This is a genomic window from Enterobacter chuandaensis (genome assembly GCF_039718975.1).
GTDB classification, from domain to species: Bacteria; Pseudomonadota; Gammaproteobacteria; order Enterobacterales; family Enterobacteriaceae; genus Enterobacter; species Enterobacter chuandaensis.
The window spans coordinates 2,196,675-2,211,758 of record NZ_CP097173.1; the positions used below are offsets into that span (position 1 = coordinate 2,196,675).

The following is a 15,084-nucleotide window of genomic DNA, read 5'->3' on the forward strand; positions in this document are numbered from 1 at the left end:
GAAGGCGGTTTTTTTGCACTCAAGAAAAGTTAAAGGGCTTCTTTATATTTGGCGATAAGCTCAGGCACCGGATCGCAGCCGCTGGTATCGGCCTTTTTGACCTCTTCCAGGGCACTTGCCACGGTGTGGCGGGCTAATACCGCTAACGAAGCCTCTTCGGCTTCTTCGGAGATAGATTTGAAGTACCAGCAGGCGTTAGCGCTGACCACGCAGCGGGCCGGTACGTCAGGGCGCGACGCCCACAGTTTTTTATCTTCGATGACCGAAAGGTAGATGTCGCGCAGAGTGATCTCTTCCGCCGGGCGACCAAGATGAATTGAGCCGTTACGGCCAAGCGTCGAAACAATAATGCCGTCACGCGTCAGCGGAACCATCAATTTTCGGATGAAGCTCGGGTTGGCTTCCAGGCCGTAAGCCAGAATCGCACTCGTCGAACGTTCTCCTAGTTGCTCCGCCATCGCTACGCTGAGAACCATCTGCAAAGCTGTCGGGAAGCGGTAATCTAACATTTCTCTTTCCTGGGTTGCGGTGAATCTTGTTCTTTTTGGCACCGCAGAGGTGAATAAGCAATAAACAACAATATAACAAATACGGGAATTTTTTTGGAGCAATCTGCGGCATTTGCGATCGAACCCCCTGTTCCTGTTTAGCTAAACGTGCGGTCCGGGAAGTCAACCGTCACCAGGAGGCCACCTTCCGCTGAGGTACACAGGTTTACGCTGCTGTTATGTTGCTGCGCCACCGCTTTAACGATGGCAAGCCCCAGTCCGCTCCCGCTTTGCACCTGATTAGGGTCGCGGAAAAACCGGTCGAACACGCGCTCTCGTAGTTCAACCGGAATGCCAGGCCCCGCATCGGAGACGCGAAGCTGGGCTACTTTATCTGATGAGCGAACATCAACCTGAATCCGCCCGCCTTCAGGACTGTACTTCACGGCATTTTCAATCAGATTATCTATCAGCGACATCAGGCGTTCCCTGACGCCAGCGATCCAGACTTCATCCTCAGAGAAGAATTCCAGTTCAATCCTGCGCCCGGATGCCAGCGGCTCCAGCGCAGCCATCCGCTCTTGTATGAGCGTGGTTAGCGGCACGGGCTGCATATCCGTGTCAATGCGCGCTTCGCTGTGCATCATCAGCAACAGCTGGTTGACGAGACGGGCGGCCCGGCTGTTGCTGCGCACAATCCCTGCAAGCAGCTGCCGCTGGCTTTCGCTGCTCACCCAGGACTGCAGCGCCTCAACGTTGATTCGCATCGCCGCCAGCGGTGTACGCAACTCGTGCGCCGCGTCAGCAATGAAAACCCGCTCCCGTTCAGCGCTTTCACGCACTCTGGCAAGAAAATCATTAATCGCGTCCACCATCTGGCGGAGCTCCTTATGCCCAGGAACAGCCTTTAAAGGGGAGAGATCGTCTGGCGAACGTAATGAAATTTCATTAACCACCTTGCTCCAGGGGCGCATCGCAATGCGGATTGACAGCCACGCAGGAAACAGAAGAAAAGGAATGCACACCAGCAGCGGCATAATGTAGTAGCCCCGCGAGTTCAGGTAGATAAAGAAGTTCCAGCTTCCGGCAGGGGTGAAAAGGGTGACCTCCACGTTGGAGTGGGGGGATTTGAGCGTGCGGCTCGTCCAGGCGTGACCTTCACTCTGAACGCGCTGCATTTCGCCCAGTCTGGTGTTTTTTACCCCCGTAGGTGCACCCTCAGATGAGAAAATGACCTCGTTGTTTTTGCGAACGATCAGGTTAATCGACAGCTCAGGATCTTCACCGCCTCCATAGCCTTCCCGCAACGCTTTGCTGAACGCTTCCAGGACATCATTACGATCCTGCGGGCGCTCGTCACTGAGCTCAACCAGCGTAAAAATGGTTTCGTAGGTCTTACTGCCCGTGAGTATCGGGGGGCTACGCAGGTCTTCCAATAAAATAAAGGTCAAAAAAAGACACCACAGCAGGGTAAGCAGCAGCATCTGGGCGATGATAATTCGCCGTACCAGCGTTGGACGCCTCAGTTGGTGCCAGACATTTCGCATTAATCTGTCACCTTCTGGATAGCGACGGTATCAATGACATACCCGACGCCCCGCACCGTTCGTACATAGCCGTCGCCGATTTTTCGCCGCAAATTCCCCATATGCACGTCGAGCGCATTGCTGAGATTTTCCTTTGCGCCAAATATCCTCTCTTCCAGGAACCGTCGCGTAATCACGCGATCAGCGCGCAGCATTAATGTTTCAAGCAGCGCGTATTCGCTTGCCGTCAGCTCAACGTGACGCGCGCTCACCGTCACGCGCCGCGTAGGCGAGTGGAGGGACAACCCCCGAATTTCTATCGCTTCATTTTCAAAACCGTAGCTGCGCCGCGCAAGGGCTCTTACTCTCGCCAGCAGTTCGGCGAGAACGAAGGGTTTGACAAGATAGTCGTCTGCGCCAGCATCCAGCCCGCACAGGCGATCCTGCAGCGTGCCTCGCGCCGTCAGGATGATGACCGGGATCCCCTTAAGCTGCTGGCGCAAGCGCGTCATCAGGCTCATGCCGTCGCCGTCGGGCAGCCCCAGGTCGAGCAAAATAAGTTCCGGCACGCAGACGTCAAGCTGATGCAGCGCATCCTCTTTACGGCGGACCCATATGACATCAAATCCTTGATCTGCAAGGGCGATACGTACGCCATTGCCGAGATCCAGGTCGTCTTCGATCAGTAAAATTTTCACACTGGTAACTGTATCAACCGTGAATGAAGAACAACTTAAGAAAAAAACGGTATCAGGAAATCTGCCAGGTTGACAGCGCCCGCACGTACTTCAGCGTTTCTTCATTTTCGGCTCATAAGAACCTCAGGGTGAGTATTCAGAATGAGTGCTCTGGCGTGTAAACCGCTTGTATTGCAATCATTTGAATCCAAAGGACTTCTTCAATGAGAAACATCGAACTGCGTCATACGTTCCCCTATTTACTCCCGGGCCGCAGCCTGAAAAACATCGTGCCGGGCGTCATTCTGGCGCTACTGGCCACCCCGGTACTGGCGGCAGAGCAGAAGCAGGGCAACGTGCTAACTCTGGGGGGAGGCGTGGACGTAGCGCCACGCTACTCGGGTTCGGATAAAAGCCGGGTCTCAGCAGCTCAGGTAGTGGATTATTCCATGGCAAATGGTTTCTTTATCAGCACCACGCGGGGCATTGGTTACGGAAACAACATTGGCAACCTGGATTACAACGCCGCAGTGAGCTACCGAACGGGCCGTAAAGATAAAGATGTGAGCAGCGATTCGATCAGCTCCGGCAGCGACTACCTGCGGGGGATGGGCGACATCAAAGGCTCTGCTATCGTGGTGCCAGGTCTGGGATATAAGGTGACCGACTGGCTCAATCTGCAGTTGCAGGCTGAGATCCCGGTTTCAGAGAGAGACAACGGTGAAGCGGTGCATTTCGGCATTAGCAGCCCGCTCTATACGTCATCGACAAATGAGGTTACGCTGGCGCTGACCGGCAGCTGGGGCTCCGACAAGTACATGCAAACATACTATGGGGTCAATGCCACCCAGTCGGCCGCATCGGGTTTTGCCCGACATGACGCCGGGGCCGGAATTTATGCTTATTCAATGAACCTTGACTGGACCTACAGGCTCACTTCACGCTGGAGCGTCCTTACCTCCGCGGGCGTTACGCAGCTGACGGGGGATGCGGCCGACAGCCCGATCGTGCAACGTAAAACGTCCCCAACGGGAAGCCTGAAGGTGACGTACAGCTTCTGATTGCGGTTTGTTTATGGATATGAGCGCGCAATAGCGACATATATAAGCCGCTCCGCTTAAGATAGCGGGGCGGACCCGTTTACTGACAGGAATAATCATGGACTATCTCAATTCATTGCAGAGAATATTGTCAGTGGATCCTTCACGAATGCGGGTTCTTAATGCGGTCCGTGATTTGCAACTTCGTGACTGCTGGGGCGGGGCGGGTTTCGTCAGGGATGCCGTATGGGATCATATGCATGGAGACTGGCATCATTCCTTATCCGGCGATGTTGATGTCGTCTGGCACGATCCCGCACGTTGTACGCCAGACGATGAACGTCATCTGGAAAAAGAACTTAAACAGCGGTTACCCGCTTTTGACTGGTCCGTAAAGAATCAAGCCAAAATGCATCTGCGCAATGGCGATAATCCCTACCACTCAACAGAAAATGCGCTGCTGTACTGGCCAGAAACCGCGACGGCCGTGGCCGTCAGAGTGGGCGATAACGATCTGATTGAGGTTATTGCACCCTATGGTCTTAATGACCTGGTTGAATTGCGGTTAAGACCGACGCCCGCATTTGAGCGTGAGAAGTATGATGTCTTTAGGCGACGGGTTGATGAGAAGCGTTGGCTAGCGCGTTATCCTCAGTTGCAGGTCGTTACTCTACTGATTGAACCACAATCTGATGAGATGCCTCATGTAGCTTAAATAACCGCTCATGAAATCCTTTTTTTTGCCGATATAATACGGGTGCTTATTTAGGGTGAAAACAAAGCCTTTGCTTCACCTGTTTACCCATTTGCAACCTTGCTGACTATCACCAGATAAATTGAAGTTGTAATTTCAGCTGGTCAATGCAGCGGGAGCAAAACAATCTCGATAAGGAGTGATTAAGTGGCAGTTGTACAAATTGAGTGGGACTGGCTGCACTGGAACTGCCGTCAGACCTGGAAAAAAGACGTCCTCCCAGAATTACAAAGCAGAGGCGTTACTCAGGAAGATCTGAAACGGTGCGTTTATGTTATCAGGCTTAATGGTCTGTTTGCTATTGAGTACCCACGCGGCATTTCCCCCACAGTCTACATTGGTGAAGGAAACTTTGAACAACGCATTACTCAGCATAAGAACTGGTTGATGGACCTTGCGGACCTGCAAGGCGAGTATGAGTTCCTCATTGGCTATTGTTTCCCTCGGGCGAGAAACGCCTCAAAGGTTTATTCTGAGTTCGAAGCGATGCTCATTCATGAATTCCGCGACATTTACGGCGCGGCGCCATTGCGCAACAAGCAAATGGAATTTCAGAAGTCAAATCACGAGTTTTATCCAATCAGCGAAATACGTAGCGCTATAATGATTGGCAAAGGGACACGTTTTCATTGGTCGGTAAAACCTATGAAAAGTTCATCCATGTATGATGTTTACCAACTCACTCAGGAACAGGCTATCATTTAATAAGATAATCTTAATAAAATATTATTTGAAATACCAATTTAGGTCCTCAAGTTACCTGTAATGAAGGTCCGATGTGAGCGAAAAGCGGACACGATTACCAACTTCAGCTATTATGGTTTACGAAGTTTTGTTTAAGGCGTTCTTTCCCCTTCAGGTAGATGCTCGCAAGAAACATCAGTTGTTTTTCTTATCGCATCATTCCTGATTGGACAGCAATTTCGATTAAAGGAGGAATCAATGTCACATTCATCATCAAAAAGAAAAGTCTTAGACATAGAAGGTCCTCTTGCGCATAGAGCATCACACGCACGGAGTTGCGCAAACCACGTTGCGAATAGATTGGGAATCACCCGCAGCGAGCTATTGATGAAGGTTGAGAGTGATACAGGCGCAAGTCTGATATCGCCACTCACAGAAGATGAGTTAATGAAAGCGTTTTATTATATGGAAAACCTTTAAGAGCGACTGCTATGAGCGATCTGCAGACTTTCAAAATACATGCTTTCATCGTTCAGACTAACATAGCCTGAAGCAAGAGTGCGGCGGTGAGCAAAGCGCGGTCATTCAAAACATTATCATGGTACTAACCGCGCATATCGAAGCGGGTTTTTTGAAAATCTCTATAAACTTCCGGATTGCTGAAGGCCGGGAATTTGGCTTTATGGGCGGCCGATATTATCGCTTCGCAATAGGCTCTATTGCCATTGCTGGTTGAGATGCTTAAAGGCGTGCCATCCTGAGCAAATTCCATATGCAACCTGCATTTTTTCCCTTTCCAGTTTTGCGGCTCTTCAATTTCGGCATTGATGGCCGCCCTGATTGCCCGCGCTTGCGCGCCCCATTCATCCTGATCGTCCCAGCGTCCTGAACCGCAATTACCGGTTGCCGTGGTCTTATGGCAACCGGAAGGGTGTAGCGGCGCGCAACCCGCGGCCAGGTTCACCAGTATAGCCACCATAGCGATTTTCTTTACTGATTGAGACATTCCCACTTCTCACCCCGCAATCCATTTAAACTTCAGTAATATTTAAGTATTGTTCCGTAATTCCTGGCCTCTTTTCAACTACCAATAACGGTTTACAACGTCGGCAACCGGGCTGCCGGGACCCCCTCCGACTAACCGGTCGTTTTTGAATTATGTTTAACACCAGTCTGAATATTAAAATAGTTAAGCATTTATAGGGCCTGAGCGGCGGGGCCTTCGTCCGGAGCATTTGAAAGCCAGAACCTCACTTAAAAGTGTGCCAACATTTCGCGGGTAATATTAATGTCCGGAGAATAACGTGTTCGGAAAGCTATTGTTGAACTACATGCCAGGGTTACAAAATTTGCTAGCCTACGATAAAAGCTGGCTAAAAGATGATGTTAAAGCCGGGTTATCCGTTGCGGCTGTCGCGCTTCCCGTTGCTATTGCTTATGCTGAGCTGGCGGGGGTTGGGGCAATAGTAGGGCTGTATTCCTGCGTTTTACCGATGATAGCTTACGCACTGTTTGGCTCTTCACGTCAGCTTATTGTGGGTCCTGATGCCACGACCTGCGCGGTGATTGCGGCCGTCGTGTTTCCTCTTTCTGCGGGAAATCCAGAACTGCACTGGCAGCTGACGATCGTCATGACATTGATGATGGGCGGATGGTGCCTGCTGGCCAGTAAATTTCGCCTGGGCGCGCTTGCCGATCTGCTTTCTCATCCCATTCTTACTGGTTTGCTTAATGGCGTAGCCGTGACGATTATTGTCGGGCAATTAGGCAAGGTTTTGGGAATAAAGCTAGATGAAGCACAGGTTATTGAGAAAATAATGGCCTTGCCAGGCCGAATTTTAGACAGCCATCTATTAACAATAGGAATATCGCTTTTAACGTTAATTATTTTAATGGTTATCAAAACGTATCGTCGCCACTGGCCGGCACCTCTGATTGCCATTGTAATAACAACGCTACTGGTATGGGGAACATCTGCGCAACAGTACGGTATCGCTACCATTGGGGGGGACGGCTTCCAGTCTGGTTTACCTGTCGTTCACTGGGGGGCGTTCCAGCCCGGTCCCATGCGTGATTTAGTGATCCCGGCGCTGAACCTGGCTTTGGTCAGCTTTGTCAGCCTGATGCTGACCGCGCGCAGTTTCGCCGCGAAAAATGGCTATGAAATTGATGCCGATGCTGAGTTCAGGGCGCTGGGTATTGCGAACCTCATGTCAGGATTATCTCAGGGGTTTGCTATCAGTGGCGCCGATTCCCGGACTGCGGTTAATGATTCCGTTGGGGGGAAAAGTCAGCTGGTTTCCATTGTTGCAGCCTTACTGATAGGTTTAGTCGTGGTATTTTTCACTCAGCCATTACAATTTATTCCGGTATCTGCATTAGGTATTGTTCTGATGTACGCCTCCTGGTCATTAATTGATCTGCGCGGATTATGGAACCTGAGGCGCAGAAATAAACAGGCATTTCGCCTGGCCTTTTTCACGTTTGGCTGTGTGTTAATTATCGGCGTTATCCAGGGGATCGGCCTTGCGGTGTTGCTTGGCCTGTTACAGTTCCTGCGTACAGTATTTCGTCCCTCTGAGCACTTACTGGGCACTGACGAAAATGGGATGATTCACTCATTAGGTAATACAACCGATATTAAAATGGTTCCAGGCGTGCTGATGTATCGATTTAACTCACCGTTGACCTATTTTAATGTAGCTTATTTTAAACGCCGGGTGTTGAACTTAGTTGATGGTGCAGCATTACAGCCTAAATGGGTGATTATTGATGCAGTGGCTTGCTTCACCTATTCAGACATTAGTGTCCTGGCAACCATAAATGAGTTAAAGCGCGACCTGAAAGCTCGGCAGGTTACGTTAATCCTGGCGGGCAGGAAAACGGAATTAACGCGCTGGTTTAAAGATAGTCGGCCAACAATGAATGATGATGACATGATTCTGGCACCAGACCTCTATCTCGCACTTCGGTTCATTCAAAGCAAAGAGAGTATGAGTGAATCAGGTGGTGATGCATAAATTAAAGGCTTGCCCGCCACCCGCAAGCAAGCCACCTCTCTTAACGATACAGTGTCTTTTCCGCAACCGGAACAAGCAACCCGGTTCGCCAGTCCGCGAGCGTCAGCTGCGCAAGTTTGGCCAGCGCGGTATAGAACGGATGCCCGGCGTTATCGACAAACACCGAGAGGAAGCGAGTGCTCCACGGCAGCAGGTGCCATGCCAGAAGCCGATCGCACTCCGCCTCGCGGCCATTCTCAGCCAGCCACGCCGCCAGCAGCAGCAGCGTACCGAAATGATCTTCCGGTTCGTTTTGCTGCATCTCAAAAGCGATGCCGTTTTCGCGCATCCACTGGCGCAGCGCGAGCGTTGACTCACCAAACAAGACGGATTCGCGGTCCAGCCAGACGGAACCCCAAGGCGGAGCGGGCAGGGCATAAGGGCCAATAAATAGCCGTTGCCACGCGTCCGTAAGCGGTTCATCGGCAGGCTCGGCAAACGTTTTAGCGACAGGCAACAGGCTTTCGCGAGGCAGGGGCCAGTCCTCAATCCATTCGCCAGCCGTAAGTGCCTGCACCAGCGGCGCAGTCTGCTCGTTATCTGGCGCAAAATAAAACAGCGCGCCCAGTACGCGGGCGCTGAACGCGAACGAGTCACGGTGTGAGACGTCTTTCATTAAACCTTCCTTGCTCGCGCGGAGTCAGCCCGCGCGACTGTGTTAACCAATTTTACAGACCATAGAATAAACCACGGTCGCACATTTCACCCTCTAGACCTTCTCGATCTGCACCAGATTGGTGTGCTGAGGGTTGCCTTTTGCCAGCGGTGACGGACGATGCGTGGTCAGGGTGTTGATGCATGAGCCGTGATCGATGCGGTCGCCATTCATATTGGCGTCGTGCCAGGCTCCCTGGCCCATGGCGCTTACACCGGGCATGATGCGTGGCGTCACTTTCGCTTCAATTCGCACCTCACCGCGAGCGTTAAAGACGCGCACGATATCGCCGTTTTTAATGCCACGTTTCGCGGCATCAACGGGATTAAGCCAGACCTCCTGGCGACAGGCGGCTTTCAGCACGTCGACGTTACCGTAGCTGGAGTGGGTGCGGGCTTTGAAGTGGAAACCGAACAGCTGCAGCGGGAACTGCGCTCGCTCCGGAGCATCCCAGCCGTCAAAGGTCGAGGCGTAGACGGGGAGAGGGCTGATGGTTTCGTCTTTTTCCAGCTCCCAGGTGGCCGCAATATCCGCCAGCATGCTGGAGTAAATTTCTATTTTCCCGGATGGCGTTTTCAGCGGATTGGCTTCCGGATCCTCGCGGAATTTTTTATAGGCCACAAAGTGTCCGTTTGGATCTTTGCGCTTATAAATACCCATTTTTTTCAGCTCGTCATAGGACGGCAGTTTGGGGTCTTTTTCGAGCATTTTGGCATACAGATACTGCAGCCACTGCTCCTGCGTGCGGCCTTCGGTGAATTTCTGATGAATATCCGGCCCGAGGCGTTTCGCCACTTCGCTCATGATCCAGTAGATGGGTTTGCGCTCAAACTTCGGTGCGGTCACGGGCTGGAGGAAAATCAGGTAGCCCATATTGCCCGCATAATCGTTAGGAATGATGTCTTCCTGCTCGACGGTCATCAGGTCCGGCAAGACGATATCGGCATACTTCGCTGACGAGGTCATGAAATTGTCAATGACGACAATCATTTCGCACTTGCTCTCGTCCTGCAGGATATCGTGCGTTTTATTGATGTCGGAGTGCTGGTTAATGATGGTATTGCCCGCGTAGTTCCAGATGAACTTAATCGGCACGTCCAGCTTCTCTTTGCCGCGCACGCCGTCGCGCAGGGCGGTCATTTCCGGTCCGCGGGCGATGGCATCCGTCCAGCTGAAGCAGGAAATTTGCGTTTTAACCGGGTTTTCCGGCAACGGCATACGTTCAATGGTGATGGTGTACGTCGATTCGCGCGCGCCGCTGTTGCCGCCGTTGATCCCCACGTTACCCGTGAGGATCGGCAGCATCGCGATGGCGCGGGACGTCAGTTCACCGTTCGCCTGACGCTGTGGTCCCCAGCCCTGACAGATATAGGCCGGTTTGGCGGAGCCGATTTCGCGGGCAAGCTTAATGATGCGATCCGCTGGAATACCGGTGATGCGCGAGGCCCACTCCGGCGTTTTCGCGGTGCGATCGTCGCCCTGGCCGAGAATATACGCTTTGTAGTGACCATTCGCAGGGGCACCTTCCGGCAGCGTTTTTTCATCGTAGCCGACGCAGTATTTATCGAGGAACGGCTGGTCCACCAGGTTTTCGTCGATCAATACCCACGCAATACCCGCAACCAGGGCGGCATCGGTGCCTGGACGGATCGGGATCCACTCGTCTTCGCGTCCGGCTGCCGTGTCGGTATAGCGCGGATCGATGACGATCATGCGGGCGTTGGAGCGCTCGCGAGCCTGCTCCAGATAATACGTGATCCCGCCGCCGCTCATGCGGGTTTCCGCCGGGTTATTGCCGAACATCACCACCAGTTTGGTGTTTTCGATATCGGAAGTGCTGTTGCCATCGTTGCTGCCGTAGGTGTATGGCATCGCACAGGCGATTTGCGCCGTGCTGTAGGTGCCATAGTGGCTCAGGAAACCGCCATAACAGTTCATCAGGCGCGCCACCAGCGAAGCGTAAGGGGAGGAGCGGGTGATATTGCCGCCGACAATGCCAGAGGAGTAGTTAATGTAGACCGCTTCGTTGCCGTATCTGGCGATTACGTCTTTCAGGCTGGCAGCGATCGTGTTCAGCGCTTCGTCCCACGAGATGCGCTCGAACTTGCCCTCACCGCGTTTGCCCACGCGTTTCATCGGGTAGTTCAGACGGTCAGGATGGTTGATACGACGGCGAATAGAGCGGCCGCGCAGGCAGGCGCGAACCTGATGATTGCCATAGGTATCGTCACCGGTATTATCCGTTTCGACCCAATAGACCTCATCATCGCGAACATGCAGGCGCAGCGCGCAGCGGCTGCCACAGTTGACCGAGCAGGCGCCCCAGACCACTTTATCTTCTGTCGGTTTGATTGCGTTTTGTACCGCAGCGGCGGCGCTTTTCAGTCCAAAAGGCAACGAGATGCCACCGGCGGCAAGCGCCAGAGAGCCTATCGCCGTGGATTTAACGAGTGTTCGACGGCTAATCCCGCCGTGGTGTTCAACATCGGACATGGCTCACCCCATCATTATCATTGCGTATTATTTTTCCCGTAATTACAACCGGGCTAATGATGGGGTGAGTGTTACTTATTTGGGGTTACTAAATATTAATCCTTATCAAATCAAAGGAAATTGAGGGCAAATTACTGAGCCTCAGCGGCCCCGCTGCCTGAACGGGTGTACAAAATTTTAAAGGTGTCGTTGGCGCAGTGACCCACCACCTGCGTACCTGGCTGGTCGGCCTGGTCGTTCGGCACAATGCTTAGCGTAAAACCTGATTCAGGCACGCCGTTGTTGATAATTTTCTGCTGAATGTCGCTTTTCACGCGTTCGCAGGAGTCCGGGGCAGCCAGGGCGGCCGTTGAAGCACTCATTAACAGCAGGGCGGTAATCCAGGGTAACCGTTTCATCTGTAGCTCCTTTTCTCTGTGTAGAGGATAAGCATAGCAGGATTTAGGTAAGCTTTTGTTTTATGACTATCTTTCTGAATAGTCCTGGTGCTTTGCCAAAATCATAAGATGAATTGCGAATACTTATGCTGATTTTCTACCAGATAGGAAGGCAGGGTGCGTGTGGAGACTTCTTTTTTGACCAGTTTTCGGTCACGTCCCCAGATGTCTTCTGCATTGCTGATAACCTTCATAATATGTTCCGGGTTATTGAATTCCGGCAGATCGTATTCAGTATGGGAAATGGTCGACATCTTCTCGGAAATTCTCTCAGGGGTCATTACCCATGAAAAATGCCAACCGCCATCCCGTACAATCCTGTTATTGATTTTTAACCAGTTCCATTTGAACCATGACCAGTTTTTATCTTTGCGGGCTCGCTTCCAGTTTCTGAACGATTCAGGTTCACCGTGGAAGAAATGTTTAAGGTTGTAATAAGACGTGGCGCGAGGCAACGTGCATTTTCTCGGCGTATCATCCATGTTATGAACTTGCAGATTGAACTGATAATTGAACACATTTTGATGAATGGTTGTGCAAAGTGCTTTCGGATTAATAGCCTGAACCGTTTGGGGCATAAAGATTTCATCAACGTCTGAGACGAGAATCAGATCGTCATCAGACGCGTTTTTTAAGCCGTTCATAATAGAGTTGCGAAGTGCTGCTTCATTTGCCCAAGCGTCAACCTCGTTATTATTCGCGTTTTTTAAGATGGGTTGTTCATCAAATGGCACATAAATAATTTTGTCTTTAAATTTTGCGAATTTCTCAATGTCGAAGTGCAAACTTCGCGGTTTACCCGTAAAGGAGTGTGTTGCTTCAACAATGACAAAACGGTCAACGACATTAGCAAGAGTATGTAATCTGATGTCGAGTAACATATCTTCGTCATAGTACAAAAAGCAGTCGTAAATCATGATGTTAACCCGAAAATAGCCGAATAAGATTTATAAAAGTATTGAAACCTGCGCGCCCAAAGTAGTCATTTTGACCTGTCACGTCAATGCAAATGGGGAAATTAAAAAGAGTGAATAGATCAAGGATTTTCTGTTCTGTAAGTTGCTGTATTTGCTAATATGTCCTTATCTCTATCCGAACGGTAAATGATGTGAAGAAATACGCAGCGATAACGCTCCTGGCAGCTACTCTCGCGGGTTGTGACAACAACTCCGCACCGCTGTCGTTTACGCCCGAGATGGCGAGTTTCTCGAACGAGTTTGATTTTGATCCTTTGCGCGGCCCGGTCAAAGACTTTACCCAGACGCTGTTCAACGAGAAAGGCGAAGTGTCCAGGCGGGTCACCGGCACCGTGTCGACGGAAGGGTGTTTCGATACCCTGGAACTGCACGACCTGGAAGCGAATACCGGCGTTGCGCTGGTGCTGGATGCCAATTACTACATCGATGCTGAAACCCAGCAGCGAAAAGTGAAGCTGCAGGGAAAATGCCAGCTGGCTGAACTGCCGTCAGCTGGCGTGACGTGGGATACCGACGATAACGGTTTTGTAGTAGCGGCGCACGGTAAAGAGATGGAAGTGAAGTACCGCTACGATGCCGATGGCTATCCGCTGGGCAAATCCACGGTCTCCGGAGATCAGCATTTATCGGTCCAGTCGACGCCGTCTAAGGATGTCCGCAAAAGAATGGATTACTCGGCAGTAAGCATGTTAAACGACAAGCCGCTGGGCAACGTGAAGCAGAGTTGCGACTACGATCGACACAATAACCCCGTAAGCTGCGATCTGACGATCACGGACGATAGCGTCAAACCCGCCGTTGAGCGCAAGTACACCATCAAAAACACGATTGAATATTACTGAGAATGAAACCGCGCAAATTACTGCGCGGTTGGTTTCAGCAGGCTGGCGCCTGACGGCTTGTGACCGGCCAGATGCTGATGCTGGAAAATGCACATGCGAATGGTGTTGCGGTACTCACCGTTGATAAAGAACTCGTGAATCAGTTCTCCCTCCACCATAAAGCCCAGCTTGCGGTAGATATGGATCGCTTTTTCGTTCTCCTTATCCACAATCAGGTAAAGCTTGTAGAGGTTCAGGACGTTGAATCCGTAATCCATCGCCAGCTTTGCCGCCCGTGAGGCGAGACCTTTCCCCTGATGCTCGGGCGAAATGATGATCTGGAACTCCGCCCGGCGGTGAACGTGGTTGATTTCAACCAGCTCCACCAGCCCGGCTTTTTCGCCTTCACACTCCACCACAAAACGACGTTCGCTCTGATCGTGAATGTGTTTGTCGTAAAGATCCGACAGTTCGACAAAGGCCTCGTAAGGCTCTTCGAACCAGTAACGCATCACGCTGGCGTTATTGTCGAGCTGGTGGACGAAGCGCAGGTCTTCCCGCTCCAGCGGACGGAGTTTCACGTCGCAGGAAGCCGACATTATGGGGCTACCGTACGACCAGTGCGGCGATCCAGGCAGCGCAGGGTGTTAGGCTCCCAGTAGGCGTTGACGTTCGCACTTTGCTGACACTTATCGCGTGCGTCAAAAGCGACATCTTCTTTGTCCCACTCTTTCTCAGCACGTTTGTTGACCTTCTGGCGAAGGCTGCGGGTGTCATTCCATTGTTCTTTGTCCATGGCGGCGTTCTGACGGCTTTGCGCGCTGTCACCAGACTCGATAACGAGCTTGCTGGTTTCCGCTGTCGCAGAGGCGGCAAAGGCGAACGATGACAGCGCCAGCAGGGCTGTCAGACAAAGGCGTTTGCTTAATGTAGTCATAGCGTTTCCTTTTAAATGGGTGCAGATGAGCAGGTTTCCCCGTTCAGATTCTACACCAAAGAGCAATAACGGCATACCCGCGGAGCAAGCATGGGAAAGTAAAGGTCATTATCAGGTATGATGCCTAAATAGATCCTCACCTGACGTTAACTATGTTCAAAACGACGCTGCTTTTTTTTGCTACCGCGCTATGCGAAATCATCGGCTGCTTCCTGCCCTGGCTCTGGCTGAAGAAGGGAGGGTCCGTATTGCTGCTCATCCCGGCTAGCGTCGCGCTGGTCCTCTTTGTCTGGCTGTTAACGCTGCATCCGGCTGCCAGCGGTCGCGTCTACGCCGCTTACGGTGGTGTCTATGTCTGTACTGCGCTGCTGTGGTTACGCGTGGTGGACGGCGTCAAGCTCAGCGCGTACGACTGGACCGGCGCGCTGGTTGCCCTGTGCGGTATGCTGATCATTGTGGCAGGATGGGGGCGTACCTGAGTCCCCGGGTTTTGTGATCGTTCGCTAATTTTACGATCATTATACTTGTATGGTAGT

General features: G+C 51.8%; 16 protein-coding genes. 6 read left to right on the forward strand and 10 right to left on the reverse strand.

Annotated features, from left to right (window positions below; all coding sequences use genetic code 11):
* Positions 1-29: 29 nt before the first annotated feature.
* The 3 genes from MX657_RS10730 to MX657_RS10740 all read right to left on the reverse strand — a co-directional run bounded on the left by MX657_RS10730 (position 30) and on the right by MX657_RS10740 (position 2,712).
* Positions 30-509 carry an RrF2 family transcriptional regulator gene (locus MX657_RS10730; protein ID WP_080327247.1) on the reverse strand — a complete coding sequence of 160 codons (480 nt, stop codon included), beginning with the start codon at positions 507-509 and terminating at the stop codon, positions 30-32.
* A 137-nt stretch (positions 510-646) separates the two neighbouring features.
* Positions 647-2,035, reverse strand: a complete 1,389-nt coding sequence (locus MX657_RS10735; protein ID WP_252001509.1) for a sensor histidine kinase — start codon at positions 2,033-2,035, stop codon at positions 647-649.
* Entirely contained in the window at positions 2,035-2,712 is a 678-nt protein-coding gene (locus MX657_RS10740; protein WP_119914677.1) for a response regulator, read from the reverse strand. Before MX657_RS10740 ends, MX657_RS10735 begins: the two co-directional genes overlap by 1 nt.
* A gap of 203 nt (positions 2,713-2,915) precedes the next feature.
* On the opposite strand from MX657_RS10740, the gene MX657_RS10745 reads away from it, so the two are divergent.
* The 3 genes from MX657_RS10745 (at position 2,916) to MX657_RS10755 (ending at position 5,190) form a co-directional block, all read left to right on the forward strand.
* Entirely contained in the window at positions 2,916-3,752 is an 837-nt protein-coding gene (locus tag MX657_RS10745; protein WP_333015952.1) for a MipA/OmpV family protein, read from the forward strand.
* A 97-nt stretch (positions 3,753-3,849) separates the two neighbouring features.
* Complete coding sequence (locus MX657_RS10750) at positions 3,850-4,446, forward strand: nucleotidyltransferase family protein (protein WP_346808426.1); 597 nt, start codon at positions 3,850-3,852, stop codon at positions 4,444-4,446.
* 186 nt (positions 4,447-4,632) lie between these two features.
* The gene (locus tag MX657_RS10755) at positions 4,633-5,190 is read left to right on the forward strand and encodes a hypothetical protein (RefSeq protein ID WP_252001512.1); all 558 of its coding nucleotides are present in this window, start codon (positions 4,633-4,635) and stop codon (positions 5,188-5,190) included.
* Between the two features lie 583 nt (positions 5,191-5,773).
* Here MX657_RS10755 and MX657_RS10760 read toward each other — a convergent pair.
* A complete protein-coding gene (locus MX657_RS10760) occupies positions 5,774-6,175 on the reverse strand; it encodes a cell envelope integrity TolA C-terminal domain-containing protein (protein WP_346808428.1) in 402 nt (133 codons plus the stop codon).
* A 298-nt stretch (positions 6,176-6,473) separates the two neighbouring features.
* On the opposite strand from MX657_RS10760, the gene MX657_RS10765 reads away from it, so the two are divergent.
* On the forward strand, positions 6,474-8,189 hold the full coding sequence (locus tag MX657_RS10765) for a SulP family inorganic anion transporter (protein ID WP_252001513.1): 1,716 nt from the start codon (positions 6,474-6,476) through the stop codon (positions 8,187-8,189).
* A 40-nt stretch (positions 8,190-8,229) separates the two neighbouring features.
* Here MX657_RS10765 and dmsD read toward each other — a convergent pair whose 3' ends face one another.
* The 4 genes from dmsD to MX657_RS10785 all read right to left on the reverse strand — a co-directional run bounded on the left by dmsD (position 8,230) and on the right by MX657_RS10785 (position 12,730).
* Positions 8,230-8,844 (reverse strand): Tat proofreading chaperone DmsD, encoded by a 615-nt coding sequence (gene dmsD, locus MX657_RS10770; protein WP_119915522.1) that lies wholly within the window; start codon positions 8,842-8,844, stop codon positions 8,230-8,232.
* Between the two features lie 93 nt (positions 8,845-8,937).
* Positions 8,938-11,376: a selenate/tellurate reductase subunit YnfE gene (gene ynfE / locus MX657_RS10775; RefSeq protein WP_346808430.1), complete on the reverse strand. Its 2,439-nt coding sequence runs from the start codon at positions 11,374-11,376 to the stop codon at positions 8,938-8,940.
* A 131-nt stretch (positions 11,377-11,507) separates the two neighbouring features.
* Positions 11,508-11,774 carry a DUF1161 domain-containing protein gene (locus tag MX657_RS10780; RefSeq protein ID WP_080327238.1) on the reverse strand — a complete coding sequence of 89 codons (267 nt, stop codon included), beginning with the start codon at positions 11,772-11,774 and terminating at the stop codon, positions 11,508-11,510.
* 101 nt (positions 11,775-11,875) lie between these two features.
* On the reverse strand, positions 11,876-12,730 hold the full coding sequence (locus MX657_RS10785; RefSeq protein ID WP_346808433.1) for a benzoate transporter: 855 nt from the start codon (positions 12,728-12,730) through the stop codon (positions 11,876-11,878).
* Positions 12,731-12,921: 191 nt separating this feature from the next.
* On the opposite strand from MX657_RS10785, the gene MX657_RS10790 reads away from it, so the two are divergent.
* Positions 12,922-13,632 carry a YnfC family lipoprotein gene (locus tag MX657_RS10790; protein WP_119915525.1) on the forward strand — a complete coding sequence of 237 codons (711 nt, stop codon included), beginning with the start codon at positions 12,922-12,924 and terminating at the stop codon, positions 13,630-13,632.
* 17 nt (positions 13,633-13,649) lie between these two features.
* Here MX657_RS10790 and speG read toward each other — a convergent pair whose 3' ends face one another.
* The gene (gene speG, locus MX657_RS10795) at positions 13,650-14,210 is read right to left on the reverse strand and encodes a spermidine N1-acetyltransferase (protein WP_023335540.1); all 561 of its coding nucleotides are present in this window, start codon (positions 14,208-14,210) and stop codon (positions 13,650-13,652) included.
* Positions 14,210-14,548 (reverse strand): DUF1283 family protein, encoded by a 339-nt coding sequence (locus MX657_RS10800; RefSeq protein WP_063145673.1) that lies wholly within the window; start codon positions 14,546-14,548, stop codon positions 14,210-14,212. The genes speG and MX657_RS10800 overlap by 1 nt, the downstream gene beginning before the upstream one ends.
* Before the next feature lie 152 nt (positions 14,549-14,700).
* Between MX657_RS10800 and MX657_RS10805 the strand changes: the two genes are divergently transcribed.
* Positions 14,701-15,027, forward strand: a complete 327-nt coding sequence (locus tag MX657_RS10805; RefSeq protein WP_080327235.1) for a YnfA family protein — start codon at positions 14,701-14,703, stop codon at positions 15,025-15,027.
* Positions 15,028-15,084 lie beyond the last annotated feature (57 nt).